Source organism: Bradyrhizobium sp. Rc2d (assembly GCF_900099855.1).
Lineage (GTDB): Bacteria > Pseudomonadota > Alphaproteobacteria > Rhizobiales > Xanthobacteraceae > Bradyrhizobium.
The window spans coordinates 36,269-62,151 of the sequence record NZ_FNCU01000031.1; the positions used below are offsets into that span (position 1 = coordinate 36,269).

The following is a 25,883-nucleotide window of genomic DNA, read 5'->3' on the forward strand; positions in this document are numbered from 1 at the left end:
AACCGGCATCTTAGTTCTCCGGACTGGTTAGTTCTCCGGACTGGCCCAAATACCTGCCGAGATCGGCCGTTTCGGGCTTATCCGGCGTTGCACCCTTAATTTGATTTTGGCAAGCTCGCGACCGACTGGGGCCGCCCCTTCGGGCAAGGGGCGGCTTTGTTCAAAATCAAGGCGCCGCACCGCACGACGGACAACAAAAGGCGCCGGGGGTACATCAAGGATCTGAGGCAAAAAATCACATGACAGCATTATGGTTGATAGTGCTCTGCGGAGTGCTTTCCGTCGTCTACGCGATTTGGGCGACGTCTTCGGTGTTGGGCGCGGATGCGGGGACGCCGCGCATGCAGGAGATCGCAGGAGCGGTGCGCGAAGGCGCACAGGCGTATCTGCGGCGCCAGTACACCACGATCGGTCTCGTCGGCATCGTCATCTTCTTGCTGCTTGCCTATTTCCTCGGGGTCTATGTCGCGATCGGTTTTGCCATCGGCGCCGTCCTATCGGGGGCGGCCGGCTTCATCGGCATGAACGTCTCGGTCCGCGCCAATGTGCGCACCGCCCAGGCCGCGACGACCTCGCTCGCCGGCGGCCTCGAGCTCGCTTTCAAGGCGGGCGCCATCACCGGCCTTCTGGTCGCCGGTCTCGCGCTGCTCGGCGTCACCCTCTATTTCGGCTTCCTGGTCCATTCGCTGAAGCTCGCGCCTGACAGCCGCACCGTGGTCGACGCCATGGTGGCGCTCGGCTTCGGCGCCTCGCTGATCTCGATCTTCGCCCGTCTTGGCGGCGGTATCTTCACCAAGGGTGCGGACGTCGGCGGCGACCTCGTCGGCAAGGTCGAGGCCGGCATCCCCGAGGACGATCCGCGCAACCCCGCCACCATCGCCGACAACGTCGGCGACAATGTCGGCGACTGCGCCGGCATGGCCGCGGACCTGTTCGAGACCTATGCGGTGACCGCGGTGGCCACCATGGTGCTCGCGGCGATCTTCTTCGCCAAGACGCCGATCCTCGCCAACATGATGACGCTGCCGCTCGCGATCGGCGGCATCTGCATCATCACCTCGATCGTCGGCACCTTCTTCGTCAAGCTCGGGCCGAGCCAGTCGATCATGGGCGCGCTCTACAAGGGCCTGATCGCGACCGGCATCCTGTCGCTAATCGGCATCGCGCTGGTGATCTACTACCTGATCGGCTTCGGCAAGCTCGAGGGCGTCGACTTCACCGGCATGGCGCTGTTCGAATGCGGCGTGGTCGGTCTCGTCGTCACGGCGCTGATCATCTGGATCACCGAATACTACACCGGCACCGACTATCGCCCGGTGAAGTCGATTGCGCAGGCCTCAGTCACCGGCCACGGCACCAACGTGATCCAGGGCCTCGCCGTCTCGATGGAAGCGACCGCGCTGCCCGCGCTCGTCATCATCGCCGGCATCCTGGTCACTTACAGCCTCGCCGGGCTGTTCGGCATCGCGATCGCGACCGCGACCATGCTGGCGCTGGCCGGCATGATCGTCGCGCTCGACGCCTTCGGCCCGGTCACCGACAATGCCGGCGGCATTGCCGAGATGGCGGGACTGCCCAAGGAGGTGCGCAAGTCGACCGACGCGCTCGACGCGGTCGGCAACACTACCAAGGCGGTGACCAAGGGCTACGCGATCGGCTCGGCCGGTCTCGGTGCCCTGGTGCTGTTCGCGGCCTACAACCAGGACCTCAAGTTCTTCGTTGCGGACTCCGCGAAACACGCCTACTTCGCCGGCGTCAATCCGGACTTCTCGCTCAACAACCCCTATGTGGTGGTGGGCCTGCTGTTCGGCGGCCTCTTGCCGTATCTGTTCGGCGCGCTGGGCATGACCGCCGTCGGCCGTGCAGCCGGCGCGATCGTCGAGGAGGTCCGCCGTCAGTTCCGCGAGAAGCCGGGCATCATGCAGGGCACCGACAAGCCTGATTACGGCAAGGCGGTCGACCTGCTGACCCGCGCGGCGATCAAGGAGATGATCATCCCCTCGCTGCTGCCGGTGCTGTCGCCGATCGTCGTCTACTTCCTGATCTACGCGATCGCGGGCGGCGGGGTGGCCGGCAAGTCGGCGGCATTCTCGGCGGTCGGCGCGATGCTGCTCGGCGTGATCGTGACCGGCCTGTTCGTCGCGATCTCCATGACCTCGGGCGGCGGCGCCTGGGACAACGCCAAGAAGTACATCGAGGACGGCCATTTCGGCGGCAAGGGCAGTGATGCCCACAAATCCGCCGTGACCGGCGACACCGTCGGCGATCCCTACAAGGACACGGCCGGCCCCGCAGTGAACCCGATGATCAAGATTACCAACATCGTGGCCTTGCTGCTGCTGGCGATCTTGGCGCATTGAGCGGCGGCGGCGACACAAGACAAAACCCCGCGGCGCGAGCCGCGGGGTTTTTGTTTTTCACCTCAATCTCGCTGTCATCGCCCGCGCAGGCGGGCGATCTAGTATTCCAGAGGCCATCGTGGGATACGGATAGGCGGCGGCGTACTGGATTCCCCGCCTTCGCGGGGAATGACAGCGGTGTTCGCGAACGCCTACTGCACGTCCATCTGCAGCCCTTCCTTCTGGATGATGCCGGCGAACTTCTTCGTCTCGGCGTCCACGAAGGCGGCGAATTGCTGCGGCGTGCCGTAGTCGGCGCGGGCGCCCATGGCGGCGATCTGCTTCTTGATGTCGTCGCGCTCCAGCATCGCCTTGACCTGAAGATTGAGCGCGTTGAGCACCTCGGGTGAGACCCCCTTCGGCAGGAACACGGAGAACCACGAGGATACGTCGAAGTTCGCCAATTCCGGCGCGCTCTCGCGCATGGTCGGCAGGTTCGGTGCGAGCTCGCTGCGCTCGGTCGTGGTGACGCAGAGGCCGTTGAGCGTGCCGTTCTGCACCTGCGGCAGGCTCGGATAGAGATTGTCGAACAGGATCTGGATGTCGCCGGCGAGCGCGGCCTGGAGCGCGGGGCCGGCGCCGCGGAACGGGATGTGGGTCATCTTCAGCCCGGTGAGCTGGAGAAACCAGGCGCCGGTGAGATGCGGGCTCTGGCCGACGCCGGAGGAGGCGTAGCTGAGCTTGTCCGGATTGGCCTTCAAGTACGCGATCAGCTCGGCGATCGATTTGATGCCGGTCTTCGGATGCGCCGACACGATGTTCGGGATCCGGATCATGTTGGAGACCGGCTGAAGCTGGTCCGGCTTGTAGGTGAGGTTCTTGAAGATGCTGTAGGCGATCGCGTTCGGCCCGGGATTGCCGACCAGGATGGTGTGACCATCAGGCTTGGCGCGGACCACCTCGGCCGTGCCGATCGTGCCTCCGCCGCCGGAGCGGTTTTCCACGACTGCCGTTTGGCCCCAGGCGGTTTGCAGCTGCGCGGCGAGCAGCCGGCCCATGACGTCGGTGGAGCCGCCGGCCGCCGCCGGCACGATGAGGCGGACGTTCTCGGTCGGCTTCCAGTCGGCCAGGCTCGATCGCGGCAGGATGGCTGCGGCCGAGAGACCGGCAACGCCGGTGAGCACGCGACGGCGGGACAACGAAATGTTCTGAAGTTTCTTGGGCACGAATCCACTCCCTGCTTCTTATTTTGCAGGGAGCGTATGGAACCCGGCGCGCTACGGCAAGCCGCACGAGGCGGCACGACGCCGCAGGGTGACGGCTCAGTTAAAGCTGAGCAGCTTGAACAGCGGCGCGAGGTAGCTCATCTCCTGGCCCGACGTCGCCGTGGTGCGGCTGATGAAGTCGAAGATCTTGCCGTCCTGGAGGCCGTAATTCGCCAGCCGGCGCACGCGGCGGTTCTTGTCGAAATAGATCGCGATCACGCGCTGGTCGACCACCTTCTGGTTCATGAAGGCGACCATGCGCTCGGAGCGCTGCGAGATGTAGTAGAACACTTCACCATCGAGGGTCGCGACCGTGGAGGGCGTGCCCATCACGATCAGCACCTGATCCTGGCTCGCGCCGATCGGAATCTGCTCCAGCGCGCCGGGCGGCAGGATGTAGCCCTTCTGGAACTGCTCACCGGTGCACCCGGCGAGGGCGGCGCCGACCAGAGCCACGGCCGCGAACATGCGCAGGCCGCGCCAGCGTGCATGAAGGCCGCGCTTGTCGGCGCGCAGGCCGGTCTGGTTCGTCATCGTCATAGCGGAACTGATTCCGTCCCCTTGCGTCGCGCGAGGCGCTGAAGTACCGGGCGGAGGCTCTGAATGCAACACGCGCGCGCCCGCTTGCGGAAACCACAATGCTTTGGCCGTTCAATCACTTCAGGAAACCCCGGCTAACCCCGCCGGGCACCATTGAAGCCATCTATGGCATGATCGTGACGCAGGCGCGAGAACCCATATTTTACCGTGACTTGGGCGTACCGGATACGGTTAACGGGCGTTTCGACCTGTTGCTGCTGCATCTCTGGCTGCTGCTGCGCCGCCTGCGCACCGTCCAGGGCGCCACCGAGCTGTCGCAGGCGCTGTTCGACCGCTTCTGCGAGGACATGGACGACAATCTGCGCGAGATGGGGGTGGGCGACCAGACCGTACCGAAGCGGATGCGGGCTTTTGGCGAGGCCTTCTATGGCCGCGTCCAGGCCTATGACCAGGCCATCGAGAGCGCCGGCGAGGCGCTGGCATCAGCGATCTGCAAGAATATCTTGAATGGGACCGGCATGGATCAGGCGCAGAGGCTCGCGGCCTATGCCCGGGCCACGGAAGCCGATCTCGGCCGGACCGACGAGGCCGCGCTCTTGCGCGCGTCCTTCAAGTTTCCCCCGGCGCTCCCAAAGGATGTCACGCCATGAGCCGACCGACGACCGGATCTCAGCCCGATCCCTGGCGGGCGCCCGTGATCGTGGCGCAGGTCCCCGACACCGGCCTGCATCGCGAACTCGAGGCCTCGGCGGCCGAGCGGCAGGCCATGGCCGCGATCGCGGGCGTGCGGGAGATCCTGTCCGCCCATGCCAGCTTCGATGTCGTGCCGAAAAGCGGCGGGCGGGTCGAGGTCACCGGGCTGGTCCGCGGCCGGATCGGCCAGACCTGCGTCGTCACGCTCGATCCGATCGAGAGCGAGATCGAGGAGGAGGTGGACCTGATGTTCGCTCCCGAGGCTGAGGCGCGCCGTCTGGCCGACCTCATCGAGGAGGGGCAGGACGATCAGGAGCCGCCTGATGTCGCCGACCCTCCGGAGGCGATCGTCAATGGCATCGTCGATCTCGGCCGTCTCGCCACTGACGCGCTGTTTCTGGCGATCGATCCCTATCCGCGCAAGGAGGGGGCCGTGTTCGAGGCGGAGGTCACCGGCCCCGATCCGGAGGACCATCCATTCGCAGCCCTGAAGGCACTTCAGGACAGGAAAAAGGGCAAATAGCTCGGCATTTGCGGCGGGACCGCTTGGGGGGGGGACACGAGCCGTTTGCTGCGATGGTTTGAAGAACGGATATATCCGGTTGATTTCAATGCATTTCCTGCCGATCCATCGGTTCGCTCGCGGATCGTCCTGAATGCAAAAGGCTGGGGGCAAGAGGTTGTTTCGGGGTAACAAAACGCTATTGTCGCGCCCCGGTTCGGGTGCGGCGTGGCGCTTGGCCAGTCGCCATGTCCGTGGCGAACCCATTTTGCGGCCCCGCTAGCTCAAGACCGCACGAGACCAGGTTTCCAGGACTTTCATGCCAAGCAAGGTTCGCATCGCGCTGGACGCCATGGGAGGCGATGTCGGCCCCGCCGTGGTGATTCCCGGTGCTGCCATCTCGCTGGGCAGGCACCGCGACAGCGAATTCCTGCTGGTCGGCGACCGCGCCAAGATCGAGCCTGAGCTCGAAAAGCACCCCGCGCTGAAGGCCGCTTCGAAGATCATCCATACCGACGTTGCCGTCAGCGGTTCGGACAAGCCGAGCCAGGCGCTGCGGCGCGGCCGCAAGACCTCCTCGATGTGGCTCGCGATCGATGCCGTGAAGAAGGGTGAGGCGGATGTCGCGATCTCCGCCGGCAATACCGGCGCGCTGATGGCGATGGCGCGTTTCCACCTGCGCACGCTGCCGGGCATCGACCGCCCCGCCATCTCCGCGATATGGCCGACCAGGCGCGGGGAGTCCGTCGTGCTCGATCTCGGCGCCACCCTTGGCGGCGATGCGCACCACCTGGTGTCGATGGCGGTCATGGGCGCGGCCAAGGCGAGCGTGCTGTTCAACAAAACGCGGCCCACGGTCGGGTTGCTCAATATCGGCGCCGAGGAGATCAAGGGGCACGAGGAGATCCGCGAGGCTAGCGAGATCCTGCGTGCGAGGAACCTGCCCGAGCTCGACTATATCGGCTTCGTCGAGGGCGACGGCATCGGCAAGGGGCTGGCCGACGTCATCGTGACCGAAGGTTTTAGCGGCAACATCGCGCTGAAGGCCGCCGAGGGAACCGCGCGCCAGATGGCGGAATTACTCCGCAACGAGATGCAGCGGAGCTGGCTGTCCAAGCTCGGCTATCTCTTCGCACGCAGCGCTTTTCAGGCCCTGCGCGACAAGATGGACCCCAACAAGTCCAATGGCGGCGTGCTGCTGGGGCTGAACGGGGTGGTGGTCAAGAGCCACGGCGGAACCAACGCCGAAGGCTTTGCCTATGCGATCGATGTTGGCTATGAGATGGCTCACTACGATCTTCTGAACAAGATCAATCAGATGCTCAACCGCGAGGGCGGTGCACTCAGTTCCGTGCAGGCCGCGCAGGAGGCTGTTTCGTGACGAAAATCCGTTCGGTCGTGCTCGGCTGCGGCTCTTATCTGCCGGAGCAGGTGGTGACCAACGCCCAATTGGCGGCGCGCATCGACACCTCCGACGAGTGGATCGTACAGCGGACCGGCATCCGTGAACGGCACATCGCGGCCGAGGGCGAGTTCACCTCGCACCTGGCGCTGAGGGCAGCGCAGGCTGCGCTCACCGATGCGGGCGTTGACGCGCAATCGATCGAGCTGATCGTGCTGGCGACCTCGACGCCGGACAATACGTTCCCAGCAACCGCGGTCGCCGTGCAGCACGGGCTCGGCATCAACCACGGCGCGGCGTTCGACCTCCAGGCGGTCTGCTCCGGCTTCGTGTTCGCGCTCGCCACCGCCGACAATTTCCTGCGCACCGGCGCCTATAAGCGCGCGCTGGTGATCGGCGCGGAGACCTTCTCGCGCATCCTCGACTGGAACGACCGCGGCACCTGCGTGCTGTTCGGCGACGGCGCCGGCGCGGTCGTGCTGGAGGCGCAGGAGCAGCCGGGCAATGCCGCGACCGACCGCGGTCTCGTGACCACGCACTTGCGCTCCGACGGCCGCCACAAGGCAAAACTGTTCGTCGACGGCGGGCCGTCCTCGACCCAGACCGTCGGCCATCTGCGCATGGAGGGGCGGGAGGTCTTCAAGCACGCGGTCGGCATGATCACCGACGTGATCGTCGACGCCTTCGAGGCGACCGGGCTCAACGCCGACAGCATCGACTGGTTCGTGCCGCACCAGGCCAACAAGCGAATCATCGACGCCTCCGCCCACAAGCTGCATATCGCCCCAGAGAAGGTGGTGCTGACGGTGGACCGGCACGGCAACACCTCGGCGGCCTCGATTCCTCTGGCGCTCGCGGTGGCGCGCAAGGACGGCCGCATCAAGAAGGGCGACCTGGTCCTGCTGGAAGCCATGGGCGGCGGCTTCACCTGGGGCTCTGCCCTCGTGCGCTGGTAGCAACAGTCTATAAAATTTTGTCGGAATCAGCGCGATTATCGATGCGGCTGCATTGATGAGCGCTGTTGACCGCCGTATCGTAAGCTCCTAATTTCAGACAACAATTGTTCGCCGTGATGTGGGGCAGGGCGATGACCGAGACCAGCAAAACCGTAACGCGTGTTGATCTGTGCGAAGCCGTCTACCAGAAGGTAGGGCTATCGCGCACGGAGTCGTCCGCCTTCGTGGAACTCGTGCTGAAGGAGATCACCGACTGCCTCGAGAAGGGCGAAACGGTGAAATTGTCCTCGTTCGGCTCGTTCATGGTGCGCAAGAAGGGTCAGCGTATCGGCCGTAACCCGAAGACCGGCACCGAGGTGCCGATCTCGCCGCGCCGGGTGATGGTGTTCAAGCCGTCGGCGATCCTGAAGCAGCGGATCAATGCCCAGCACCGCACCAACGGCGATGGCAGCAAGGTTCAACCCGAGGCGTAACCGCCTATCGGAAAGGATTGGCATTTGGACAAGGCGCCGGATGCGTTCCGAACCATCAGCGAAGTAGCGCAGGAACTCGACATTCCGCAGCACGTGCTGCGGTTCTGGGAGACCCGTTTCTCCCAGATCAAGCCGATGAAGCGCAGCGGCGGCCGCCGCTATTACCGGCCCGACGACGTCGACCTGCTCAAGGGCATCCGCCGCCTGCTCTACGGGGAGGGCTACACCATCCGCGGGGTGCAGCGGATCCTGAAGGAGCACGGCGTCAAATCGGTGCAGGGCCTCGCCGACAGCGCCGCCGCGGTCTCGTTCGGCGCCATCGAGGACGCCATCGGCGCGAGCCTGATGGAGCCCGAGGATGAGGCGCCGATCAAGGGCGTCACCGACACCGACGATGACGACTATCAGGGCAGCGAGGAGGAAGGCATCGACTTCCGCTTCGCCGAGATCGACGACGAGGACATCCTCACCACCTTCCGTAAGGGCGGCGCCGCCGCCGCGCCGGCCGGCCCGAGTGCCCTGGATAGGGAGCGGCTCGGCCGGGCGCTCGCCGACCTCGTCGCGGCCAGGGAAATGCTGGATCAGGCGCTGAAGGACGGGTGAGGGGCCGCTTTGCGCCGGCTTTGCGGGAGTTCCGGGGGGCTGTGGGTGGATACGCCAAAATGCTGCGGCCTCGTCTTGCGCAAAGCGGCGATCCTAGCTAATGGAACGGCATTCGGAGCGTGGCGCAGCCCGGTTAGCGCACTAGTCTGGGAGACTAGGGGTCGGAGGTTCAAATCCTCTCGCTCCGACCATTTTTTTCAAATCATCTATCGGGTGAATTGACCGTTGGCGTGGGGCCGCTCCCAGCCCGACGGATGCGTGTGACCAGAAGCGCTGGCCGCTTCGGCGGCCGGTGCATCAAAAAGTCGAAAAACAACCCCATGCACAGTAGCGATGTCACTGGAGAATAACGTTTTTCCGAATCGATTTGACGCGTCGGGCAAAACAGGGGCATAATGTTATCATGCCAGCGGTGCCGTGATGGAAAGTATCTCCGACAGCCGGCTTCCGTATCCCACGTTGGTGATGCGCTGAATTCGGAGTGCGCCATTTGCGAAGCGTCGGCACGCTCGCCAAGTTCGGGTGGCGCGAAATCCAAGTCAGCGTCAACTAACTCCGCAACGCAAAGGTGATTATGTTCTTGTCGCATCACTTGGCTTTTCTCTCTGAAAAGCGAGTGATCGTTGTGCCAACCTCCGATTTGGTGAGGACGGTCGCTCAAGTTCAGGCGCCTCTCTAAAGGCGCGGCGTGATCCGCGCCCTTGAGTATTGAGAGCCAGAATTACGGTGACAGTGCTGGACTGCACCCCTGAAGTGAGACACGATAATTACAGTGACAGTGGGGTTGTCACGATGCGTTACCGCGCTTTGTTTTGCGCGAAGGCGGCTTCGAACTCAAGGGGCGACTGGTATCCGAGCGCCGAGTGCAGGCGCTCTTTGTTGTAGACCTCCGCGATGAAGCTGTTGATGTGGCGGCGGGCGTCGCTGAGGTCAGCAAATGCTTTGCCGTTGATCTGTTCAGCCTTCAGCGTTTTCATGAAGCTTTCAGCCTTGGCGTTGTCGAAGGGATTGCCTGGCCTGCTCATGCTGATGGTGATGTCGCGATCGGCAAGCCGCTGGCGATAGGCGATCGACGCGTATTGCACGCCGCGGTCGGAGTGATGGATCAGGCTGCCGGGGGCCGGCCCCCGAGCCGCGATGGCTTTCTCCAGCGCGGCGATGGCAAGCGAGGCATCGAGCGTGTCCTCAAAAGCCCAGCCAACAGCCTTGCGCGAGAACGCGTCGAGAATGACGGCGAGGTAGGCGAAGGTTTTGGCGAGATGCACGTAGGTGATGTCGGCGACCCAGATCTGGTCGGGTGCGGACGGCACCAGGCCACGGACCAGATTGGGGACCACAAGAAAGCCCGATGGCCGTTCTGTAGGCGGCTTCAGGAACGGCGTCTTGCGCTGCGCCAGCAGGTTATCTTCGCGCATAAGCCGCTGAACCTTCTTGGCGTTTACGACCACGCCTTGGCGCCTGAGGGCGACTGTTACCCGCCGATAGCCGTAGAAAACGTGCTTTAGGCAAATGCGCTGGATCACGTCGCGCAGCTCGCACTCGGCCGCCTCGCGGCTGCGTTTGGCCTGGTGACGATAATACGTCGCCCGCGGCAGGCCCGCGAGGCGACACAGGTGTTGCACATCGGCATGAGAATCGGTCGCCTGCGACGTCATCGCTTGGATGACTTCGATGATGCGGATGCGGGTTTGCCTTGCGCTGCCGGCCGCTCCAATGCGCGCAAGGCTTGCCGAAAAAAATCGAGGTCCATCTGCTGGCGGCCCACCAGCCGTTCGAGCTCGGCAATGCGGGCCTTGGCGAGCGCAAGGGCGGAGCGCTTGTCGTCGTACGTCGGTAGCGGCTTGAGCTGGCGCGGGCCGGGCTTAGGTCCGGGCTTCCGGTTCAAGCCATCCGGCCCATCGGCGTTCCAGGCTTTGATCCAGTCATGGAGAATCTTGCGGGAGATCCCAAGCTCGCGGGCCACAGGGAGGACGCCTTCACCCCGCTCAACCCGCTTGATCGCCTTCAATTTGTAAGTCGTCGGAAACTGACGCTTCTTTCCTCGTCCTGCCACAGGTCATCCTCGAAATGCCTGTCACTGTAATTATCGTGTCTCAATTCAGGGGTGCAGTCCAGTGCACTTAACTGACTAAACGCGCCCATCCAATAAGCGCACAGTCACCGTAATTCCTGGTCGGCGCCGTGCTGGCGGCGGCCTTCGCCGTGCACGCGGCGATGCCCGCCAGCGGCTGCGAGCGGTGCTTCTCCGAGCCTACTGGGGGCGGCGTTACTCTGCTGCCCCTTTTTATGGCGATTGCGGATGGCGATCAGAAAATTGACATTATATTTTTATTTAATATTATTTAATATGGAGGCCTTAATTGTAACAGTGCCCGTGCTTGAGCTTGGAGCCTAGAACCGCTGGGCATCTCCCTCAGCCACGCATCTTGGGATAATCTGCAAGGACCCGGGTGGCATGGATCGAGATCACCTTGACGCAATGTCCATTGATGAGTTGTGGGCGCTGCACACCGACGTGGGGCAGGTCCTAACTGTCAAGCTGATCGCAGCAAAGCGCGAACTTGAAGAGCGGCTTAATCAGCTCGGCCGGAGAGCAGACTGGAAGGAACCGGAGAAAAGGCACTAGGCACGATAAAGCCTCCGGCGCGAGTGTTATAATTCGTGATTAATTTTAATTAACTTAATTTATGTTTTTTGGTTGCCGCGTGATTTAATTGTTGCCTCACTATACAAAAGCGCGGCGCGGCCCTTCCTACTCCATTTCCCTTGCGCCCGCTCGGAAGGTCCGGCCATGACTGGTCTCCATCATTTCCAGAATTCCCCAACGCCAATGCGATCGGCCACTCCCGTCGAATGGGCCAACTTGCCCGAGGCGGGCAATCGCGGCGGTCGAGCGGATACCGCTGCCGCTGTTCTTCGGCACCGCTTCGAAGCGCTCGCTGCTCAGATTGCCGAATTGGAAGCACTGCGCGAACGCGTCCTTGAGGCTGAGCAGAAGATCGCCTTTTGAGTTGAACAACGCAGCTACCTCCGCTCACGTCGGCCGTCCGCGCCAGATGAAGCGCCTGCCACAGCGCAGCAGCACCAATTGCTCGTGCCATGAACGACGATCAGCGCACATAAGCAGATGGGCACCTTCACTTCTGCGCTAGCTTAATCGTTGCCACGGGCCACTTTCCGGGATGGCCAGCAATGGAAAGACGCAAGCCGTGCGCTTCGTCCAAGTACAATTCCTCGACAGTCCCTGCTGTGCCGTCCGTGAGCACCACCGCCTTGCCGATCAATTCTGTCTCGGCTTCGTGATATTCGCGTAGAATAGCAGAGGCGTGAGCTTTAGCCCGGGGCATCTGCCGCATCTCGTCCTGGCTATGCGAGCAAAACCGCTGAGACTGAGCTGCGTTCCTTTCTGAATGGGCGCACGAGGGATGGATGGCTGGATGGCCTATGTCGGCCGGGCGTGCCTAATGATGGCGCAGGAGCGTCGGAGTTCTTTTAATTGCAGGCAAGTTCGCTTCGGCGCCGGTTGTGTGTTCACAACACCTCGGCACGAATCTGAGCCACGCCACGATCCGTAATCCCCAAGCTGCGCGCTGCAGCCAGCGAAAGGTCGAGGACACGGCTGCGGACGAACGGACCGCGGTCATTGACTGTGACGATGACGCTTCGGCTGCCGTGAGTGACGCGCAACTTGGTGCCGAAAGGCAGGCGGCGGTGCGCCGCTGTTAGCCGATTACGGTCAAACGATGAACCGCTCGCTGTCTTGCCTTTGAAATAAGAATAGTAGGAGGCTTTGCCGGAAAAGACTCGATTAGAAGATTGGGCTCCTAAACGATCTTTCGAGGGCTCTTCCGGGATCAGAGGTTGCGCTTGCTGTGGGGTCGAAGGTGGCGTTTGCGTTTCGTCCTTCTTTGTCTGGTCGAGCCCTTCAGGAGCTGGCTCCGCCTGAGCTTTTGGAATGATGAACCACCTCTCATCGAAGGTTTGCGCGGCAGCAGGAGTCGAGTAGATCGCCATCCAAGCTGGGATTGTTGCAATCGCGATCATTCTACAAAGAATTTGCATGATCGGCCTCACGCATGAAAACTGATGGACAATGCAAACTCATCGGCCTGTGTTCCTGCACACGCATTCTCGTGCAGACAAAGGTGAGTGCATACCGATGGTTATATGCGTAGTTCCGAGAGGCCTTAGGCGCAGCGCAGCAAGCAGTTGTCTCGCTGCGGCGCATCACGTCGTAGATCTGCAAGCCGAAAGGCACGAGATTGCCGCGTCCAGCAGCCGCTGCTTGGCTTTTACTCCAACAGTGTAGTCCTTCGATCTCTGCTCGAGCTTCGCATTTTGCGTTAGCTGCCAGAACGCCCAGTCGGGCAAGGTAGAGATCGATAATCTTCTGGGCCTTGTCGACGCTCCAGCAATGAGCGCTGGCAATATCGACTGCTAAGCGGTTGGTCGCAAATACCCCACCACCATCCTTGTCGTCTCGTCCACCAGCGTTCGCACCATTTTCTCCGACAGCATCTCGGCCTGGTTCAGCACGGTGTTGTGCGCGACCGCCTCGATCGCGCTGACGCAGATGAACGTCGCCAGGGCCGGGTCGATCTTGCGCATCTCCTTGCGGCGGCTTTCGAGATAGGCGCGCACGAGTGTGTGGACCTCGCGGTTGAAGGCTTCGACGTCTTTGAGCTGGCCGGTGCGCGGGATCTGCTTGGCGAGAACGCGGTGCAGTTTCGGGTCGATGCGGTGGGCTTCGATTGCGACGGTGACGAGTTTTCGCACGGCATTCTCGATCGGCAGGTCGGCAACTTCGGCAAGCGCGGCGCGGACGAGGCCCATGATCTCCTCGTTGTGACGCTCGATCACGGCCGCGACGAGGGCCTCCTTGCTCGGAAAATACTGGTAGAGCGAGCCGACGCTGACGCCGGCGATTTCGGCGATGCGATTGGTGCTCGCTTTCTCAAAGCCTTCACGGACCAGAATGCGAGCGGTTGCCTCGACCAGTGCGTCGACGGTGGCGCGTGATCGCGCCTGAGAAGCATTTTTCCGGGGTTTTGTCGGCGGTTTGCGCGCCATGGTGTCGAATCCGAATGCGAGTAGGAAAAGCGAGCGAATGCTCGCATTATAGCCGCAAGTGGCGGCGGGTCGGCAAGCGTCTTTGTCGCCCTGAGAGATCAAGCCAGGCGGAGAGGTGGCCATGAGCGTCGCAAAGATGTTGTCGTCCCTGCAGTTTTGCCCTGACTTCGGCGCGCTACGCCGCGGCGATCCCGCGCCGAGCTTGCAGAGCCGTTGCTTCAATGGGCTGCTGCGGCAGCTTCCGTTCAAGCAGCAGCTTGCCTCAGCCGAGGCCGTGCAGGCGCGTGTTCGGAAGCTCGCATTACAGCCGGCCTCGTATGAGCCGACGGGACTGGGCCGCGGCGTCGAGGTGACGTTGACCAAGATGGGCGGCTGGCCCGTGTATTACACCGCGCCGTCGTCGGGCCATGAGGGCTGCAATCACGTCATGTTCCTGCATGGCGGCGGCTTCATCAACGAGATCGTGCCTACGCATTGGCGCTTCGTCGGCCAGATGACGCGCAAGGCGCGCGTCGTTTGCGTCGTGCCGATCTATCCGCTGGCGCCGCGCGCGACCGCGAAGGAGATCGTGCCGGCGACGGCGGAGCTGTTGCGCATGCTGCTGGAAGACGCGGGGTCCGCAAAGGTCACGGTGGTCGGCAATTCCGCCGGCGCGGGTCTTGCGTTCGCTGCCTGCCAGTGGCTGCGCGATCGCGGGCACCGGCAGCCGGCCCGCCTGGTGCTGATCTCGCCAGCGGCCGATGCCACGGTCAGCCGTCCGGAGCAGGTGGCGCTTGCGGCTCGCGATCCCATTCAGGACATTCCGGGCATCGTCGAGGCGGGACGGCTCTATGCCGGCGAGCTCGATGTCGGTCATCCCTTCGTCAGCCCGCTCAATGGCGCTTTCCGCGCGCTCGCGCCGATGACGATCTTCTCGGGCACGCGCGACCTTCTGTATCCCGACAGCGTCGATCTTGCGGAGCGGGCGAGGGCGGTGGGTGTGCCGGTCGAGCTGCACCTGCTCCGTGACCAACCGCACAATTACGCGCTGATGCCGACGCCGGAGGGGCGACATGCGCGTGCGCTCATTTTGCGCGCGGTAGCTTAAAGGAAGGGCGTGATCATTGTCACAGAGCGCGGCGGCCCAATGAGGGGGGCACTATCGAGCCCATGCGGAGGGAGAATGGGCGCGCCTCCGGGGCGTTTCCTCGACGTCGTAGTTCTACGGGCCTACGCGTGGCCCTTGATCTCGTAGTGGCCCGGCACGCATTTGTAGCGCTCGAGGCGCCAATTGGCGTGATAGATCGGATGCTCGCCCATCCATTTCGCCAAGGGGGCCTGTGCGCCGATCGCGCATTGCATCATCGACATCTCGGGCGTCATGTTGCTGTCGGTCACGATTTCCTCGACGCAACTGCCTGAGCTGATTGCGCTTAGCCGGCAGAGCACGGCAACGACGGTCACGAACATTCCTGTCACCTCATCGGTTGTTTCTGACCACGAAGAGGATGCAAGCGGAGTGCCAGAGCCTGTGACACGCAAACAACACGCTGGCCTGGCCGAATCGCCCCAGCGTCCGGAATCCATTTGACGATTCGGATTGTAAAAAAATTCCCCCTAACCCGAAGCCGGACAAATACGGGACCGGGGCAGTCATCCCCCGATTGTGGGACCAGCGCCACGCGGCGGCCTTTCGCGAGGCGCGCCCGACACGCTGAGCCAGCCGCGCGTCGACGCGGCGGAATAGTCCGTCCGCCGAAATAACTGATGGCGAACATGGCTGGGCGCCGCTTTTACCTGCGGATGCGGCGCTGCTACAGTTTCGCGCGCGTTGCGGTGAGCGACGCTGTGACGAAGAAACATACCGACAAGGGGAGGGACCGAAGTCCCATGAAGGATTTTGCAGGAAAGATCGCGGTCATCACCGGCGGCGGCACGGGAATGGGGCGCGAGCTGGCGCGGCAGCTCGTGGCCGAAGGCTGCAACGTCGCGATGTGCGACGTCTCGGAAGCGGCGATGGCCGAGACCAAGCGGCTCTGCGAGGTCGAGAAGCTGCCGCAGGGCCTGCGCGTCACGACGCATGTCGCCGACGTCGCGATCGAGGATCATCTGAGGCGCTTTCGCGACGAGCTCGCCGAGCAGCAGAAGACGGACAAGATCCATCTGTTGTTCAACAATGCCGGCATCGGCGGCGGCGGCAGCCTGTTCACCAACACGCGCGAGCAGTGGGAGCGCACCTTCAACGTCTGCTGGGGCGGCGTCTATCTCGGCGTGCGCACCTTCCTGCCGATGCTGGTCGCGGCAGACGAGGCCCACATCGTCAACACCGCGAGCGTCAACGGCTTCTGGGCCTCGATCGGCATGAACCAGGCGCACACCGCCTACAGCTCGGCGAAGTTCGCGGTGAAGGGATTTACCGAAGCACTGATCAACGACCTCCGCCTGCACGCGCCGCACGTCAAATGCTCGGTGGTGATGCCCGGTCACATCGGCACCTCGATCGTCTCCAATTCGCGCAAGGTGCAGAGCAGTGACGGCTCGGACCGCCTCAACGCCGACGAGGTCGCGCTGACCCGCAAGCGCATGGTCGCGGCCGGCGTGCCGGATGCCGACAAGATGTCGGACAATGACATCCAGGCGGCGTTTGCCGAGCGCGCCCGCAGCTTCCTGGAGGATGCGCCGACGACGGCGGCAGAGGCTGCGAAGATCATTCTCGATGGGGTCAAGGCGGAGCGTTGGCGCATTCTCGTCGGCGAGGACGCCAAGCGCCTCGATGAGCGCGTGCGCGCCACGCCGGAGCAGGCCTACGACCGCGCCTTCTACGAAAGTTTTACGCAGGAGGTCGGCTGGCGGCTTGGCTGACCGCCCAAGAGGCGCGCGAATGTAGGTATGATAATCGTCATGGCAAGAGGTGCGCCGGTGATAATGCGTGCCACCTCTTGCCAGTTTTTTGCCGATGTTCAGCGCCTTATGCCGAATTCGAATGTCACGCATGCGACACGTCCGTGCGTTCAAGCGATGGTGATCTTGAACGGGTCTCATTTGACGCACGCCAGCTTGGTTGGCCAGCCAAAATAGTCTAGTCAATCAGGGGTAACGCGACGATAGAGCGTAGCTCCCGATGATACCCGCATGCCTCTCCGACGACTGGACCCTTTGCCCGGAGAGAGAGGACATCTCCGCTGAATTCACGCGGCTGCTCACCGCGGCCCAGGAGGGCGGCGCCACGATCGCCGAATGCCTGATGATCGCGCGGCAGCTGAAGCGGGGCAACGATCAGTCCTGGCATCGCGAGTGGAAGAAGCTGGCGCAGGCCAACCGCCAGCGCGCCGAGGCCGCCTTCGTGGAAGGCCATATGGCGACGGCACAGCGCAACTGGCTGCGTGCGATGAACTACTACGGTGCAGCGGCAATGCCGCTCGACTTGGCCGACGAACGCCGCTGGGTCGCAGTGCTCGCGATGCAGGAGTGCGCCCGCCGCTATTTGTCGGCGCGCGGCCCGGCCGGCGATGTCGTGACCATCCCCTGGATCGACGGACATGCGCTGCAGGGCTACTTCCTGCCTGCGTCGTCGGGAAGGGGGCGGGCGCCGACCGTGATCTGCATCGGCGAGCCCGGCCACCGCAAGGAGGAGTTTCTGTTTAAGCTCGCGCCGCATGCGCGCGAGCGCGGATTCTCGATGCTGGCGCTGGACCTCTTCGGCGACCAGCGCGACGATTTTCTCGACGAGCTGCTGCGACGCCGGGATCTCGAGAGCTCGATTCCCTGCGTCATGGACTATCTGGAGATGCGCAGCGACGTCGATTTCGGGCGCGTCGCGATCGTCGCGGACGGCTGGGGCTCTTCCTTCGTCGCGCGCGCGGTGTTGCAGGAGCCGCGGCTTGCCGCCGCCGTCTGCGACGGCGGGCTGTGGGATCTGCACGAGCGAGCTTTCTTTGCCAGCCGATTCGCGATGAGCGACGTCAGCATCGTGCCGGTGCCGCATGCCCCGCTGATGGCTTCCAGCGCCGACTGCCCCGTGCTGATCACGCTCGGCGAGGACGGCTGGCTCAAGGCCGATCGGGCCCGTCAGCTCGTCCAAAAATCCCGGCTCGGAAGCTCGGACGTGATGCTGAAGGTGTTCACTGCGGCGGAGACCGGCGCGGCGCAGGCGCATGCGGACAATCCCAGCCTTGCCAACGAATATATCTTCGACTGGCTCGAATCGCGGCTCGGCGCGGCCGGGCGGATCTGATCTAAAGCGCGCGCGTCAGAAGTCGAGGGTGAGGCGGACGCAGGCCTTCTCGAGGCGGGACTTCAGCATTGCGAGCTTGGCGGTGAATTCGGTGAGCTCGTGCTCGTCGAACTCCTGGAAGACGAATTCCTTGATGGTCTTGTACTGCTCGTTGAGGCTCGCCAGGTGCTTCTGCGTCTTCTCGGTCAGGGACAGCCGCACCACCCTGGCGTCGGTCGGCGAGGGACGACGGCGCAACAGGCCCTTCTTCTCGAGCAGCTTGGACTGGGTTGTGACGAACGAGGGATCGACGTGGAGGAGCTTGGAGACGACGTTGACCGGGATGCCGTCGTCCTTGTCGAGGTCGGAGATGGCCATCAGGATCAGCCATTGCGGGCCGCTGATGCCGAGCGTCCTCGCCCAGAACTGACGCAGCTCCTCCAGGTACATGTTGATCGACGATATCTCCCAGGTGAAGCGCCTGATGATATCCAGATTTCCGATGGAGCGCAGGCGCGCACCCTCTTTCCTCGTTGCGGACACAGCGTCACTCCCGTGAACTGATTCTTCAGGCCGGTGTTCGTGGAAGGCCATAGTCCACGCAAGCCTGCCCTGACGCAAGTGCAGAGCAGGGTAATTTCGTCACTAAAACTACAAAGATGATCAGCTCAGCAGATTTGGCTCACCCCTGGTGTTGCGCGCGGGGCACAGGTTTAGCGAAACAATAAAGCTGACTAAATAAACTATTTTGATTAGCGGAACAGCGTAGGCATATTGGCTGGCGACGGTGGGGGGTACTCGATCGTCCCGTTGCAGGTGGTTCGCTCACGTCCCTCGCGTTGCAAGCGGGTGCGTCCGAAAGCGCGAAGCGGCCGAGCGGATTGAAGAGGCGGGGACCTGGGGGGCCTCACGGTCCAGTCTCCGTAAAATGAGCAACTTGGAGGTTTTAAATGAAAGTAGTGAAGAGCCTTTTGCTCGGCACTGCGGCGGGTCTGATCGCCGTAGGTGGAGCCCATGCGGCCGATCTTCCGGTCAAGGCCAAGGCGGTCGAATACGTGAAGATCTGTTCGCTCTATGGCGCGGGTTTCTACTACATCCCGGGCAGCGACACCTGCATCAAGCTGGGCGGCTATCTGCGTGCCGAAGTGGCGCTCAATGCCGGCGGCAACTACAGCGCTCAGTACAACGGCGTCTTCGCGGCGAACAACCGCCTGACGAACTACTACTCGATGCGCGCTCGTGAGGATCTCAACATCGATACGCGCACCGCGACTGAGTACGGCGTGGTCCGCACCTATTTCGATGCGGTCTTCACCTGGACGACCGGCAGCTATGTCGGCACCGGCTCTGCCACAGGTGCGACCGGCTACAGTGCCACGACTGCTGGCTCGTCCACCATCAACCCGACGGACGGCGGCATCTCGGGCGGATCGCTCGGCGTCTACTACGCCTTCATCCAATTCGCCGGCTTCACCATGGGTAAGTCCGTGTCGCAGTTCGACGCGCCCTGGATCAATTATCCCGGCAACAACTTCGACCAGCTGGTCGGCGGCAGCGGCTCGACCAACGGCGTCGCCCAGTTCACCTACACGGCTGATTTCGGCCAAGGCGTGTCGGCGACGATCTCGGCGCAGGACCAGACTCAGTTCTTCACGACCAACATCTGGAACACGGCCGGCATGAGCACCACCGGCGTCCTCGGCGGCGCTTACGGCTCGAACGACATCGGCGGCACCCGGTCGCCCGACATCGTCGGCGTCGTCCGTGTCGACCAGGCCTGGGGCCTGTTCCAGGCGTCGGTCGCCGCGCACGACAATCACGTCGGCTACTACGGCGCCACTGAAGTCACCGGTCATCCGGAAGACAAGTGGGGCTGGGCCGTCCAGCTCGCTCTGTCGATCAAGAACATTCCGACCGGCGCAGGTGACGTGATCAACGTGTCGGGCGTCTACACCGAAGGCGCGAGCCGCTACAACTTCCAGTCGCTGGCTGCGACCAGCTACTCGATGTTCGGCAGCTCGAATGCGGCGTATCAGAGCATCGGCTTCGCCGGCGTGTCTGACGCGGTGTTCGGCCCCGGCGGCAACCTCGAGCTGACCAAGACCTACGGCTTCCGTGGTGCCTACACCCACAACTGGAGCCCCTACTGGAACACGGCGCTCTACGGCGCGTGGGCTGCGGTCAACCACAGCGGCACGGCGAAGGGTCTGATCTGCGGCAGCGCCGCGTTCGCGACCCTGACCGGCACCTGCAACCCGGACTTCAACATTGGCCAGGTCGGTGTCATCACCCGCTGGACGCCGGTGAAGAACCTGACGTTCTCGGCCGACTTCACCTACAGCCATCTCGACCAGAAATATTCGGGCGTGATCACGACCGGAGCGCTGACGAGTGTCGCCAAGCCCGCGGCGACGTATGAGCTGAAGGACCAGGACACCTACAGCCTGCTGCTGCGCGCCCAGCGCAACTGGTAAGCGCGCTCTTCGGACATGAAGCAGCCCCGGCGGGAAACCGCCGGGGCTTTTGTTACGAGAGGAATTCGGAAATCCGGCAAACACGCAGTCGATGAAGACGAGCCATGCGATTCGATCGTCCTCAGACTTATTTACTTACCTGAGTTACTAAGCTATATTGGTTCTCAGCCGATTACGAAAGTTGCGGCTCTTAGCTTCGCGCTAAGCCTCCAGAAACCTCCGGTGATGCCCCGCCGGAGGTTTTTCGTTTTGGGAATGGCTGTTTCAGCCGCGCATGGCGCGGCTGCGCGAGTTCGGCCGGTAGGCGAGGCGGCTGTGGCCGGCGCAGTAGGACTGGCCGTCGGGTGCAGCATTGCCGCAGAAGCAGAAATCGTCTTCGCCCGGCGTCGAGATCGGCCAGCGGCAGCAATTCTCGGAAAGCTCCAGCAGCGAGCAGCGGTTGGCCTCATCGATCGGCCCTGCGACCACGGGCATGTCGGTCTCGCCGTAAATCGTGGCGAGCATCTCATATTGCAGCCGCGGCACGGCCCTCGTCGCGCGCGCCGGCGCAAAGCCCCTGTCGTGAACCTTGCGCTCGTCGGCCGTCCGGCCCCGCGTCAGGTTTAATCGGGACAGCTTGCCGATCACGGCGTTGCGGCTGACGCCGATGTCGGCGGCGATCTCGCGGCAGGAGAGGCCGGCCTCGAAATGCCGCTTCAAGAGTTTAATGCGTTCGTCGGTCCAAGTCTGTGAAGCAGTCTGTGAAGCAGTCGGGGAAACAGCAGGCATGTGTCACGGTCCCAGGTTGCGAGATGTCGGCCATCCGCCTCTCGAGATCGGTCCGCCTCACGTCCGGCGCGCGCTCACGTCCTGCCATTGTCGCGGATCGACAAAAGCCCGTCCTTGATGGCGAGACGGATGCCTTCCTCGATCAAGGTACGGGCGACGCCGGGGACGCTGGTGCCGTGGGTGCCCTGTCTCACCAGTTTCTCCAGATAGGTGATGGTCGAGAGCGCCAAGGTTACGGGAATACGGTCAGTCTCGGCTTTTTCGGTGGCCATGGCCCGAACGCTAGCCTCTTACTCGGGTACATAAAAGTAACGATTAAGACTCTATTTAGGTTCGGGGGCGGAAGTCAAATCCGGGCCAGACCGGTGCACCAGCCCATTGGAATCGCTGGAGAAGTTCGGGCATGGCGCGGCGCGCCGCCCGAACGCCGGGCGGCGGGATGCATCGACACGTCAGGGAAGGGTGGCCGGCTCAGCCGTGCACGATCGCCTTTTCGATCATGCAATGGATGCCCTTGGCGCCGTTGACGGTCTGCGTCACCCGCAGATCGGCGGCTAGGCTGCACAGCGTGTAGGCGTCCTCGCGCGACAGGTTTCGCGTCTCGCCGAGCAGCGCGATCATGTCGCGCAGCGCGCGCACCACGCACTGGTCGAGGTCGGGGTCCATCGCCATGGTCATGTAGTGCGTCGCCGTCTCGGCGCGGGGATAGTCGAACTTGAGGTCCTTGCGCAGCGTCAGGCGGAAGCGGCCCCGGAGTGCGGTCTCGATCGCAGTGACGCAGACCTCGCCGTCGCCTTGCACGCCGTGGCCGTCGCCGCAGGAGAACAATGCGCCCGGCACGAACACCGGCAAATAGAGCGTCGCACCCGCACCTAACTCCTTGTTGTCGAGATTGCCGCCCATCGCACGCGGAATCAGCGAGGAGATGCGGCCCCAGCTAGGTGGCGGCGACACGCCCATCACGCCGAAGAACGGTTTGAGCGGCAGGTCCAGGCCCCATGGCATGCGACCGACCATTCGCGACCGGTCGAGCGGGATGTTCAGGATCCGCGTCTCGTGGAAATCGGCGGGCAGGGTGCCGGACAGCGGCTTGATCATGTTCCAGCCCCAATCCTGCCGGAGCTGGACGTCGAGGATCTCGACCGCGAGCACGTCGCCTGGCTCGGCGCCTTCGACCGCGATGGGGCCGGTGAGGATGTGGCCGGGTAGCATGCGCTCGTTCCTGGCATGAACCTCGAACATCTCCGGCGGAATGTGAAACTTGTTGCGGTCGGGCAGCATGTCCGGACCGCCGCTGATGGTGTCGACCGTCACCTCATCGCCGCTGGCGACGGTGAGGACGGGCTTGAGCGCAGCTTCGAAGAAGCCCCAATGACAGGTTTCGGGGCTGGAATGCAGGTGGTGATGGGTCATTTGCCGCGTCCGGTTGGTTTCATCGGCCGCGGGCTTGACCCGGCGATCGATCCTCTTTCAAGAAGATTTCTGAAGAAGGCCGGGCCGGTCAAGCCCGCGCATGACAGGCACGATCATTTCAGCGAGGCTCCCCTGTTTTTCGCTCTTTCCAAGACCCTCGGCGTCGCGCTGCTGCCGATCAATCTCCTGGCCGAGCTCGGAATCCTGTCTGTCGTGCTGATGGCGACGCGCTTTGCTGCGCTCGGCCGCAAGCTCGCCGTGACGACGCTGGTTCTGCTGGCGCTCGCGGCGTTCTCGCCGCTGGGCAATCTCCTGATCTATCCGCTGGAGTCGCGCTTTGCGCCGTGGGATCCGTCGCGCGGTGCGCCCGATGGCATCATCGTGCTCGGCGGCTCGGTCGACACCGATCTGTCGGCGGCGCATCGGACGTCAGTCGTCGCGCACGCGGCCGATCGTCTATTTGCGCCGGCCGAGCTTGCCCGCCGCTATCCCAATGCGCGCATCGTCTTCACCGGGGGCACGTCGAACCTGGTCTCGACCAACGCGAGGGAAGCAGATTATTCCGCGCCAGTCCTGGAGAATACCGGCATCGCGAAGGAACGCCTGATCCTCGAGCGGGACTCCCGCAACACCTGGGAGAATGCCATCTTCACGAAGCAATTGGTGTCACCGAAGCCAGGCGAGCGCTGGCTCCTGGTGACGTCGGCCTTCCATATGCCGCGCTCGATGGGAATCTTCCGCAAGGCCGGATTTGACGTCGAAGCCTATCCGGTGGACTGGCGAATGGGCGGGCGTGACGATCTCTTCTCCTTCACCAAGATGGGCGCGGACGGCCTTGGCCGAACTGACGTCGCCGTGCGCGAGTGGATCGGCCTCGTGGCCTACCGCCTGATGGGCAGGACCGGCGAGTTGCTTCCGGGACCCACCAAGGACTAGAACGAGAGCCGCAAAACAAGACAGACGGCGCGCGATCGCCGGCTCGGAGGACGCCATGCAACAGCAGAGTGCGGACAGGATCGATCTTGCCGGCCTCGTCGCCGATCTCAACAGCCTGCTGCGGCTGAAGACGACGGTGATCGGCATGAAACTGTTCGCGCGCGCCGCGGACATGGAGGCGATCCCAAAAATCCGGCGGCCGAACGCGATCCACACCACCGACCAGATCGTCAGCATGGCCGCGCGTCTGGGATGGACCGTCGGCATCACGGCCGACGATCTCGTGGGTGCGCAATGCCGCGCGGTTATCGGTCTTGCGCCGCAGGATGAAAAATGGCTCGCCGGCGAAAATTACGTCGGCGTGTGGCACGGCACGGCGGAAGATGCACGCAAGCGTCAGGAAGCGCTGGACGTTGTGCCGTTCGGGCAGTATCAGGCGCTCGCCGTCAGTCCGCTGGCGAGCGGCCGGCTCGATCCGCCCGACATCTGCCTCGTCTATGCGACGCCCGGGCAGATGATCATCCTGATCAACGGGCTGCAATATACCGGCTACAAGAAGTTCGAATGGGGCGTGGTCGGGGAGACCGCTTGCGCGGATTCCTGGGGGCGGGCGCTCAAGTCCGGCGAGCCCAGCCTGTCCTTGCCATGCTATGCCGAACGGCGCTATGGCGGCGTGCCGGACGAGGAGATGCTGATGGCCTTGAAGCCCGCGCATCTTGCGAAGGCGATTGAGGGCATGAAGGCGCTGGCCAAGAACGGCCTGCGCTATCCGATCCCGCCCTATGGCATTCAAAGCGACGTCCGCGCCGGCATGGGCGTGAGCTACGCGAAAAAGTAAAGGCCGATCATGAGCTCTGCGAAATTCGACATCGTGGTCTATGGCGCGACCGGTTTCACCGGCCAGCTCGTCGCCGAATATCTGGCGGCGCATTACAAGGACGACAAGGCGCTGAAATGGGCGATGGCGGGCCGCAGCCTCGACAAGCTGAAGTCCGTGCGCGAGGCGATCGGCGCGCCAGCGGATACGCCGCTGATCGTGGCAGATGCGGCCGATCCTGCATCGCTGAAGGCGATGGTGGCGCAGACCAAGTCGGTAATCACGACGGTCGGTCCGTACCAATTCTATGGCGAGGGCTTGCTCGCGGCCTGCGTCGCCGCGGGTGCGGATTATTTCGATCTCTGCGGCGAGCCGGTCTGGATGCGGCAGATGATCGACAAGTACGATGCCGCGGCCAAGGCGAGCGGCGCGCGCATCGTGTTTTCCTGCGGCTATGATTCCGTACCGTTCGAGCTTGGCACCTTCTTTGTGCAGGAAGAGGCCAAGCGCGTGTTCGGCGCGCCGGCAGCGCGCGTGAAGGGCCGCGTGCGCGACATGCGCGGCACGCTGTCAGGCGGCACCGCGGCGAGTGCGAAAGCGACCTTCGATGCGGTTGCCAAGGACCTCAGCCTTGTCGCCATTCTCAACGACCATTTTGCGCTGACGCCAGGCTTCACCGGTCCGAAGCAGCCGAAGGGCAACAGGGCGTCCTATGAGGAGGATCTGCAATCCTGGGCCGCACCGTTCATGATGGCGCTGATCAACACCCGCAACGTCCATCGTTCCAACATGCTGATGGGCTTTCCCTACGGCAGGGAGTTCGTCTACGACGAGATGGTTCTGACCGGTCCCGGCGAGAAGGGCGAGGCCAACGCGAAGCGCGTGATGGCGGCCAATGCCGAGAAGACCGGCCCGAACGCACCGAAGCCGGGCGAGGGGCCATCGAAGGAGGAGCGCGAGAACGGTCTCTTCAATCTGCTCTATGTTGCCATCGCACCGGACGGCCGCCAGGTGCGCGCCGGCGTCACCGGCGATCGCGATCCCGGCTACGGCTCCACCTCGAAGATGATCTCCGAATGCGCGATCTGCTTGCTGCGCGATGCGGCCGACGTTCCGGCCGGCTTCTGGACGCCGGGCGCAGCGATGCAGCACAAGCTGATCAAGCGGCTGGTCGAGAACGCGGGGCTGAGGTTCGGGGTGGAAGCCTAGGCGCAGTATCGTAGGGTGGGCAAAGCGGAGCGTGCCCACCACCTACGAAGCGATATTGCGGAGAGATGGTGGGCACGGCGCTTTGCGCCTTTGCCCACCCTACGGCAGCTGACATTTTAGGTAGAGAGTTAAGCGCGACGTGCGCGCCCAAATGACGGTGTCATCGTCCGGCTTGACCGGACGATCCAGTATTCCAGAGAAGGCATTGATTGAATCGAGAGGCCGCGGCGT

Annotated in this window: 29 protein-coding genes and 1 tRNA gene; 18 read left to right on the forward strand and 12 right to left on the reverse strand. The window is 63.3% G+C overall.

The annotated features are described in order from the left end of the window. Positions 1-239 precede the first annotated feature (239 nt). On the forward strand, positions 240-2,360 hold the full coding sequence (locus tag BLV07_RS30300) for a sodium-translocating pyrophosphatase (protein ID WP_091893275.1): 2,121 nt from the start codon (positions 240-242) through the stop codon (positions 2,358-2,360). A gap of 191 nt (positions 2,361-2,551) precedes the next feature. Here the strand turns inward: BLV07_RS30300 and BLV07_RS30305 are convergent, their stop codons facing one another. After that, positions 2,552-3,565, reverse strand: coding sequence for a Bug family tripartite tricarboxylate transporter substrate binding protein (locus BLV07_RS30305; protein ID WP_244551245.1), 1,014 nt, complete (start codon positions 3,563-3,565; stop codon positions 2,552-2,554). A 96-nt stretch (positions 3,566-3,661) separates the two neighbouring features. Then, on the reverse strand, positions 3,662-4,144 hold the full coding sequence (locus BLV07_RS30310; protein WP_164935048.1) for an outer membrane protein assembly factor BamE: 483 nt from the start codon (positions 4,142-4,144) through the stop codon (positions 3,662-3,664). Between the two features lie 98 nt (positions 4,145-4,242). Here BLV07_RS30310 and BLV07_RS30315 point away from each other — a divergent pair, with 98 nt between their 5' ends. From BLV07_RS30315 to BLV07_RS30345, 7 genes are all read left to right on the forward strand, one after another. Beyond that, positions 4,243-4,794: a ubiquinol-cytochrome C chaperone family protein gene (locus BLV07_RS30315; protein WP_091893278.1), complete on the forward strand. Its 552-nt coding sequence runs from the start codon at positions 4,243-4,245 to the stop codon at positions 4,792-4,794. After that, positions 4,791-5,360, forward strand: coding sequence for a YceD family protein (locus BLV07_RS30320; RefSeq protein WP_091893281.1), 570 nt, complete (start codon positions 4,791-4,793; stop codon positions 5,358-5,360). Before BLV07_RS30315 ends, BLV07_RS30320 begins: the two co-directional genes overlap by 4 nt. 298 nt (positions 5,361-5,658) lie before the next feature. Beyond that, a complete protein-coding gene (gene plsX / locus BLV07_RS30325; RefSeq protein WP_091893283.1) occupies positions 5,659-6,720 on the forward strand; it encodes a phosphate acyltransferase PlsX in 1,062 nt (353 codons plus the stop codon). Beyond that, positions 6,717-7,697 (forward strand): beta-ketoacyl-ACP synthase III, encoded by a 981-nt coding sequence (locus BLV07_RS30330; RefSeq protein ID WP_091893285.1) that lies wholly within the window; start codon positions 6,717-6,719, stop codon positions 7,695-7,697. Before plsX ends, BLV07_RS30330 begins: the two co-directional genes overlap by 4 nt. A gap of 131 nt (positions 7,698-7,828) precedes the next feature. Next, on the forward strand, positions 7,829-8,170 hold the full coding sequence (locus BLV07_RS30335) for an integration host factor subunit alpha (RefSeq protein ID WP_176945860.1): 342 nt from the start codon (positions 7,829-7,831) through the stop codon (positions 8,168-8,170). A 24-nt stretch (positions 8,171-8,194) separates the two neighbouring features. Next, positions 8,195-8,773 (forward strand): MerR family transcriptional regulator, encoded by a 579-nt coding sequence (locus tag BLV07_RS30340; RefSeq protein ID WP_091893287.1) that lies wholly within the window; start codon positions 8,195-8,197, stop codon positions 8,771-8,773. A gap of 113 nt (positions 8,774-8,886) precedes the next feature. Continuing rightward, positions 8,887-8,964, forward strand: a tRNA-Pro gene (locus tag BLV07_RS30345). Between the two features lie 606 nt (positions 8,965-9,570). On the opposite strand, the gene BLV07_RS30350 is transcribed toward BLV07_RS30345, so the two are convergent. Together BLV07_RS30350 and BLV07_RS30355 are read right to left on the reverse strand one after the other, a co-directional pair. After that, positions 9,571-10,428 (reverse strand): IS3 family transposase, encoded by an 858-nt coding sequence (locus tag BLV07_RS30350; protein ID WP_091893289.1) that lies wholly within the window; start codon positions 10,426-10,428, stop codon positions 9,571-9,573. Beyond that, positions 10,425-10,826 carry a helix-turn-helix domain-containing protein gene (locus BLV07_RS30355; protein ID WP_091893291.1) on the reverse strand — a complete coding sequence of 134 codons (402 nt, stop codon included), beginning with the start codon at positions 10,824-10,826 and terminating at the stop codon, positions 10,425-10,427. Before BLV07_RS30355 ends, BLV07_RS30350 begins: the two co-directional genes overlap by 4 nt. Before the next feature lie 128 nt (positions 10,827-10,954). On the opposite strand from BLV07_RS30355, the gene BLV07_RS47845 reads away from it, so the two are divergent. From BLV07_RS47845 to BLV07_RS30360, 3 genes are all read left to right on the forward strand, one after another. After that, positions 10,955-11,119 (forward strand): hypothetical protein, encoded by a 165-nt coding sequence (locus BLV07_RS47845; protein ID WP_176945861.1) that lies wholly within the window; start codon positions 10,955-10,957, stop codon positions 11,117-11,119. A 109-nt stretch (positions 11,120-11,228) separates the two neighbouring features. Beyond that, the gene (locus tag BLV07_RS47850; RefSeq protein WP_176945862.1) at positions 11,229-11,399 is read left to right on the forward strand and encodes a hypothetical protein; all 171 of its coding nucleotides are present in this window, start codon (positions 11,229-11,231) and stop codon (positions 11,397-11,399) included. Between the two features lie 165 nt (positions 11,400-11,564). Further along, positions 11,565-11,783, forward strand: a complete 219-nt coding sequence (locus tag BLV07_RS30360) for a hypothetical protein (RefSeq protein ID WP_143035530.1) — start codon at positions 11,565-11,567, stop codon at positions 11,781-11,783. Between the two features lie 127 nt (positions 11,784-11,910). On the opposite strand, the gene BLV07_RS30365 is transcribed toward BLV07_RS30360, so the two are convergent. The 3 genes from BLV07_RS30365 to BLV07_RS30375 all read right to left on the reverse strand — a co-directional run bounded on the left by BLV07_RS30365 (position 11,911) and on the right by BLV07_RS30375 (position 13,843). Continuing rightward, positions 11,911-12,120, reverse strand: coding sequence for a PRC-barrel domain-containing protein (locus tag BLV07_RS30365; protein ID WP_091893378.1), 210 nt, complete (start codon positions 12,118-12,120; stop codon positions 11,911-11,913). A 184-nt stretch (positions 12,121-12,304) separates the two neighbouring features. Next, the gene (locus BLV07_RS30370; RefSeq protein WP_244551247.1) at positions 12,305-12,835 is read right to left on the reverse strand and encodes a septal ring lytic transglycosylase RlpA family protein; all 531 of its coding nucleotides are present in this window, start codon (positions 12,833-12,835) and stop codon (positions 12,305-12,307) included. Between the two features lie 375 nt (positions 12,836-13,210). Next, positions 13,211-13,843 (reverse strand): TetR/AcrR family transcriptional regulator, encoded by a 633-nt coding sequence (locus BLV07_RS30375; RefSeq protein WP_143035531.1) that lies wholly within the window; start codon positions 13,841-13,843, stop codon positions 13,211-13,213. Between the two features lie 121 nt (positions 13,844-13,964). On the opposite strand from BLV07_RS30375, the gene BLV07_RS30380 reads away from it, so the two are divergent. Beyond that, positions 13,965-14,930 (forward strand): alpha/beta hydrolase, encoded by a 966-nt coding sequence (locus tag BLV07_RS30380; protein WP_091893295.1) that lies wholly within the window; start codon positions 13,965-13,967, stop codon positions 14,928-14,930. Positions 14,931-15,052: 122 nt separating this feature from the next. Here BLV07_RS30380 and BLV07_RS30385 read toward each other — a convergent pair whose 3' ends face one another. Then, positions 15,053-15,292, reverse strand: a complete 240-nt coding sequence (locus BLV07_RS30385; protein ID WP_091893297.1) for a hypothetical protein — start codon at positions 15,290-15,292, stop codon at positions 15,053-15,055. A gap of 420 nt (positions 15,293-15,712) precedes the next feature. Between BLV07_RS30385 and BLV07_RS30390 the strand changes: the two genes are divergently transcribed. After that, positions 15,713-16,684 carry an SDR family NAD(P)-dependent oxidoreductase gene (locus BLV07_RS30390; RefSeq protein WP_091893382.1) on the forward strand — a complete coding sequence of 324 codons (972 nt, stop codon included), beginning with the start codon at positions 15,713-15,715 and terminating at the stop codon, positions 16,682-16,684. Between the two features lie 259 nt (positions 16,685-16,943). Continuing rightward, complete coding sequence (locus tag BLV07_RS30395; RefSeq protein ID WP_091893299.1) at positions 16,944-18,056, forward strand: alpha/beta hydrolase family protein; 1,113 nt, start codon at positions 16,944-16,946, stop codon at positions 18,054-18,056. Positions 18,057-18,071: 15 nt separating this feature from the next. On the opposite strand, the gene BLV07_RS30400 is transcribed toward BLV07_RS30395, so the two are convergent. Beyond that, on the reverse strand, positions 18,072-18,578 hold the full coding sequence (locus BLV07_RS30400) for a MarR family winged helix-turn-helix transcriptional regulator (protein ID WP_164935046.1): 507 nt from the start codon (positions 18,576-18,578) through the stop codon (positions 18,072-18,074). Positions 18,579-18,985: 407 nt separating this feature from the next. Between BLV07_RS30400 and BLV07_RS30405 the strand changes: the two genes are divergently transcribed. Then, positions 18,986-20,509, forward strand: coding sequence for a porin (locus BLV07_RS30405; RefSeq protein WP_091893303.1), 1,524 nt, complete (start codon positions 18,986-18,988; stop codon positions 20,507-20,509). A 264-nt stretch (positions 20,510-20,773) separates the two neighbouring features. On the opposite strand, the gene BLV07_RS30410 is transcribed toward BLV07_RS30405, so the two are convergent. From BLV07_RS30410 to BLV07_RS30420, 3 genes are all read right to left on the reverse strand, one after another. Then, positions 20,774-21,277 carry a GcrA family cell cycle regulator gene (locus tag BLV07_RS30410; RefSeq protein WP_091893305.1) on the reverse strand — a complete coding sequence of 168 codons (504 nt, stop codon included), beginning with the start codon at positions 21,275-21,277 and terminating at the stop codon, positions 20,774-20,776. A gap of 74 nt (positions 21,278-21,351) precedes the next feature. Next, positions 21,352-21,549: a hypothetical protein gene (locus tag BLV07_RS30415; protein ID WP_007603456.1), complete on the reverse strand. Its 198-nt coding sequence runs from the start codon at positions 21,547-21,549 to the stop codon at positions 21,352-21,354. Positions 21,550-21,748: 199 nt separating this feature from the next. After that, a complete protein-coding gene (locus BLV07_RS30420; RefSeq protein WP_091893307.1) occupies positions 21,749-22,690 on the reverse strand; it encodes an acetamidase/formamidase family protein in 942 nt (313 codons plus the stop codon). Between the two features lie 168 nt (positions 22,691-22,858). Here BLV07_RS30420 and BLV07_RS30425 point away from each other — a divergent pair, with 168 nt between their 5' ends. From BLV07_RS30425 to BLV07_RS30435, 3 genes are read left to right on the forward strand one after another with little or no spacing between them, the layout of a single operon-like run. Beyond that, positions 22,859-23,626 (forward strand): YdcF family protein, encoded by a 768-nt coding sequence (locus BLV07_RS30425; protein WP_176945865.1) that lies wholly within the window; start codon positions 22,859-22,861, stop codon positions 23,624-23,626. Between the two features lie 55 nt (positions 23,627-23,681). Continuing rightward, on the forward strand, positions 23,682-24,464 hold the full coding sequence (locus tag BLV07_RS30430; RefSeq protein ID WP_091893310.1) for a DUF169 domain-containing protein: 783 nt from the start codon (positions 23,682-23,684) through the stop codon (positions 24,462-24,464). A 9-nt stretch (positions 24,465-24,473) separates the two neighbouring features. Beyond that, positions 24,474-25,652, forward strand: a complete 1,179-nt coding sequence (locus tag BLV07_RS30435) for a saccharopine dehydrogenase family protein (RefSeq protein ID WP_091893311.1) — start codon at positions 24,474-24,476, stop codon at positions 25,650-25,652. Positions 25,653-25,883 lie beyond the last annotated feature (231 nt).

Coding starts and splice junctions, on each gene's coding strand:
- BLV07_RS30300 (WP_091893275.1), top strand. CDS start 240: ATGACAGCATTATGGTTGATAGTGCTCTGCGGAGTGCTTTCCGTCGTC.
- BLV07_RS47850 (WP_176945862.1), top strand. CDS start 11,229: ATGGATCGAGATCACCTTGACGCAATGTCCATTGATGAGTTGTGGGCG.
- BLV07_RS30430 (WP_091893310.1), top strand. CDS start 23,682: ATGCAACAGCAGAGTGCGGACAGGATCGATCTTGCCGGCCTCGTCGCC.
- BLV07_RS30410 (WP_091893305.1), bottom strand. CDS start 21,277: ATGCCTGCTGTTTCCCCGACTGCTTCACAGACTGCTTCACAGACTTGG.
- BLV07_RS30420 (WP_091893307.1), bottom strand. CDS start 22,690: ATGACCCATCACCACCTGCATTCCAGCCCCGAAACCTGTCATTGGGGC.
- BLV07_RS30310 (WP_164935048.1), bottom strand. CDS start 4,144: ATGACGATGACGAACCAGACCGGCCTGCGCGCCGACAAGCGCGGCCTT.
- BLV07_RS30315 (WP_091893278.1), top strand. CDS start 4,243: ATGCTTTGGCCGTTCAATCACTTCAGGAAACCCCGGCTAACCCCGCCG.
- BLV07_RS30405 (WP_091893303.1), top strand. CDS start 18,986: ATGAAAGTAGTGAAGAGCCTTTTGCTCGGCACTGCGGCGGGTCTGATC.
- BLV07_RS30350 (WP_091893289.1), bottom strand. CDS start 10,428: ATGACGTCGCAGGCGACCGATTCTCATGCCGATGTGCAACACCTGTGT.
- BLV07_RS30365 (WP_091893378.1), bottom strand. CDS start 12,120: ATGCCCCGGGCTAAAGCTCACGCCTCTGCTATTCTACGCGAATATCAC.
- BLV07_RS30375 (WP_143035531.1), bottom strand. CDS start 13,843: ATGGCGCGCAAACCGCCGACAAAACCCCGGAAAAATGCTTCTCAGGCG.
- plsX (WP_091893283.1), top strand. CDS start 5,659: ATGCCAAGCAAGGTTCGCATCGCGCTGGACGCCATGGGAGGCGATGTC.
- BLV07_RS30435 (WP_091893311.1), top strand. CDS start 24,474: ATGAGCTCTGCGAAATTCGACATCGTGGTCTATGGCGCGACCGGTTTC.
- BLV07_RS30385 (WP_091893297.1), bottom strand. CDS start 15,292: ATGTTCGTGACCGTCGTTGCCGTGCTCTGCCGGCTAAGCGCAATCAGC.
- BLV07_RS30320 (WP_091893281.1), top strand. CDS start 4,791: ATGAGCCGACCGACGACCGGATCTCAGCCCGATCCCTGGCGGGCGCCC.
- BLV07_RS30360 (WP_143035530.1), top strand. CDS start 11,565: ATGACTGGTCTCCATCATTTCCAGAATTCCCCAACGCCAATGCGATCG.
- BLV07_RS30415 (WP_007603456.1), bottom strand. CDS start 21,549: ATGGCCACCGAAAAAGCCGAGACTGACCGTATTCCCGTAACCTTGGCG.
- BLV07_RS30395 (WP_091893299.1), top strand. CDS start 16,944: ATGATACCCGCATGCCTCTCCGACGACTGGACCCTTTGCCCGGAGAGA.
- BLV07_RS30380 (WP_091893295.1), top strand. CDS start 13,965: ATGAGCGTCGCAAAGATGTTGTCGTCCCTGCAGTTTTGCCCTGACTTC.
- BLV07_RS30335 (WP_176945860.1), top strand. CDS start 7,829: ATGACCGAGACCAGCAAAACCGTAACGCGTGTTGATCTGTGCGAAGCC.
- BLV07_RS30390 (WP_091893382.1), top strand. CDS start 15,713: ATGAAGGATTTTGCAGGAAAGATCGCGGTCATCACCGGCGGCGGCACG.
- BLV07_RS30370 (WP_244551247.1), bottom strand. CDS start 12,835: ATGCAAATTCTTTGTAGAATGATCGCGATTGCAACAATCCCAGCTTGG.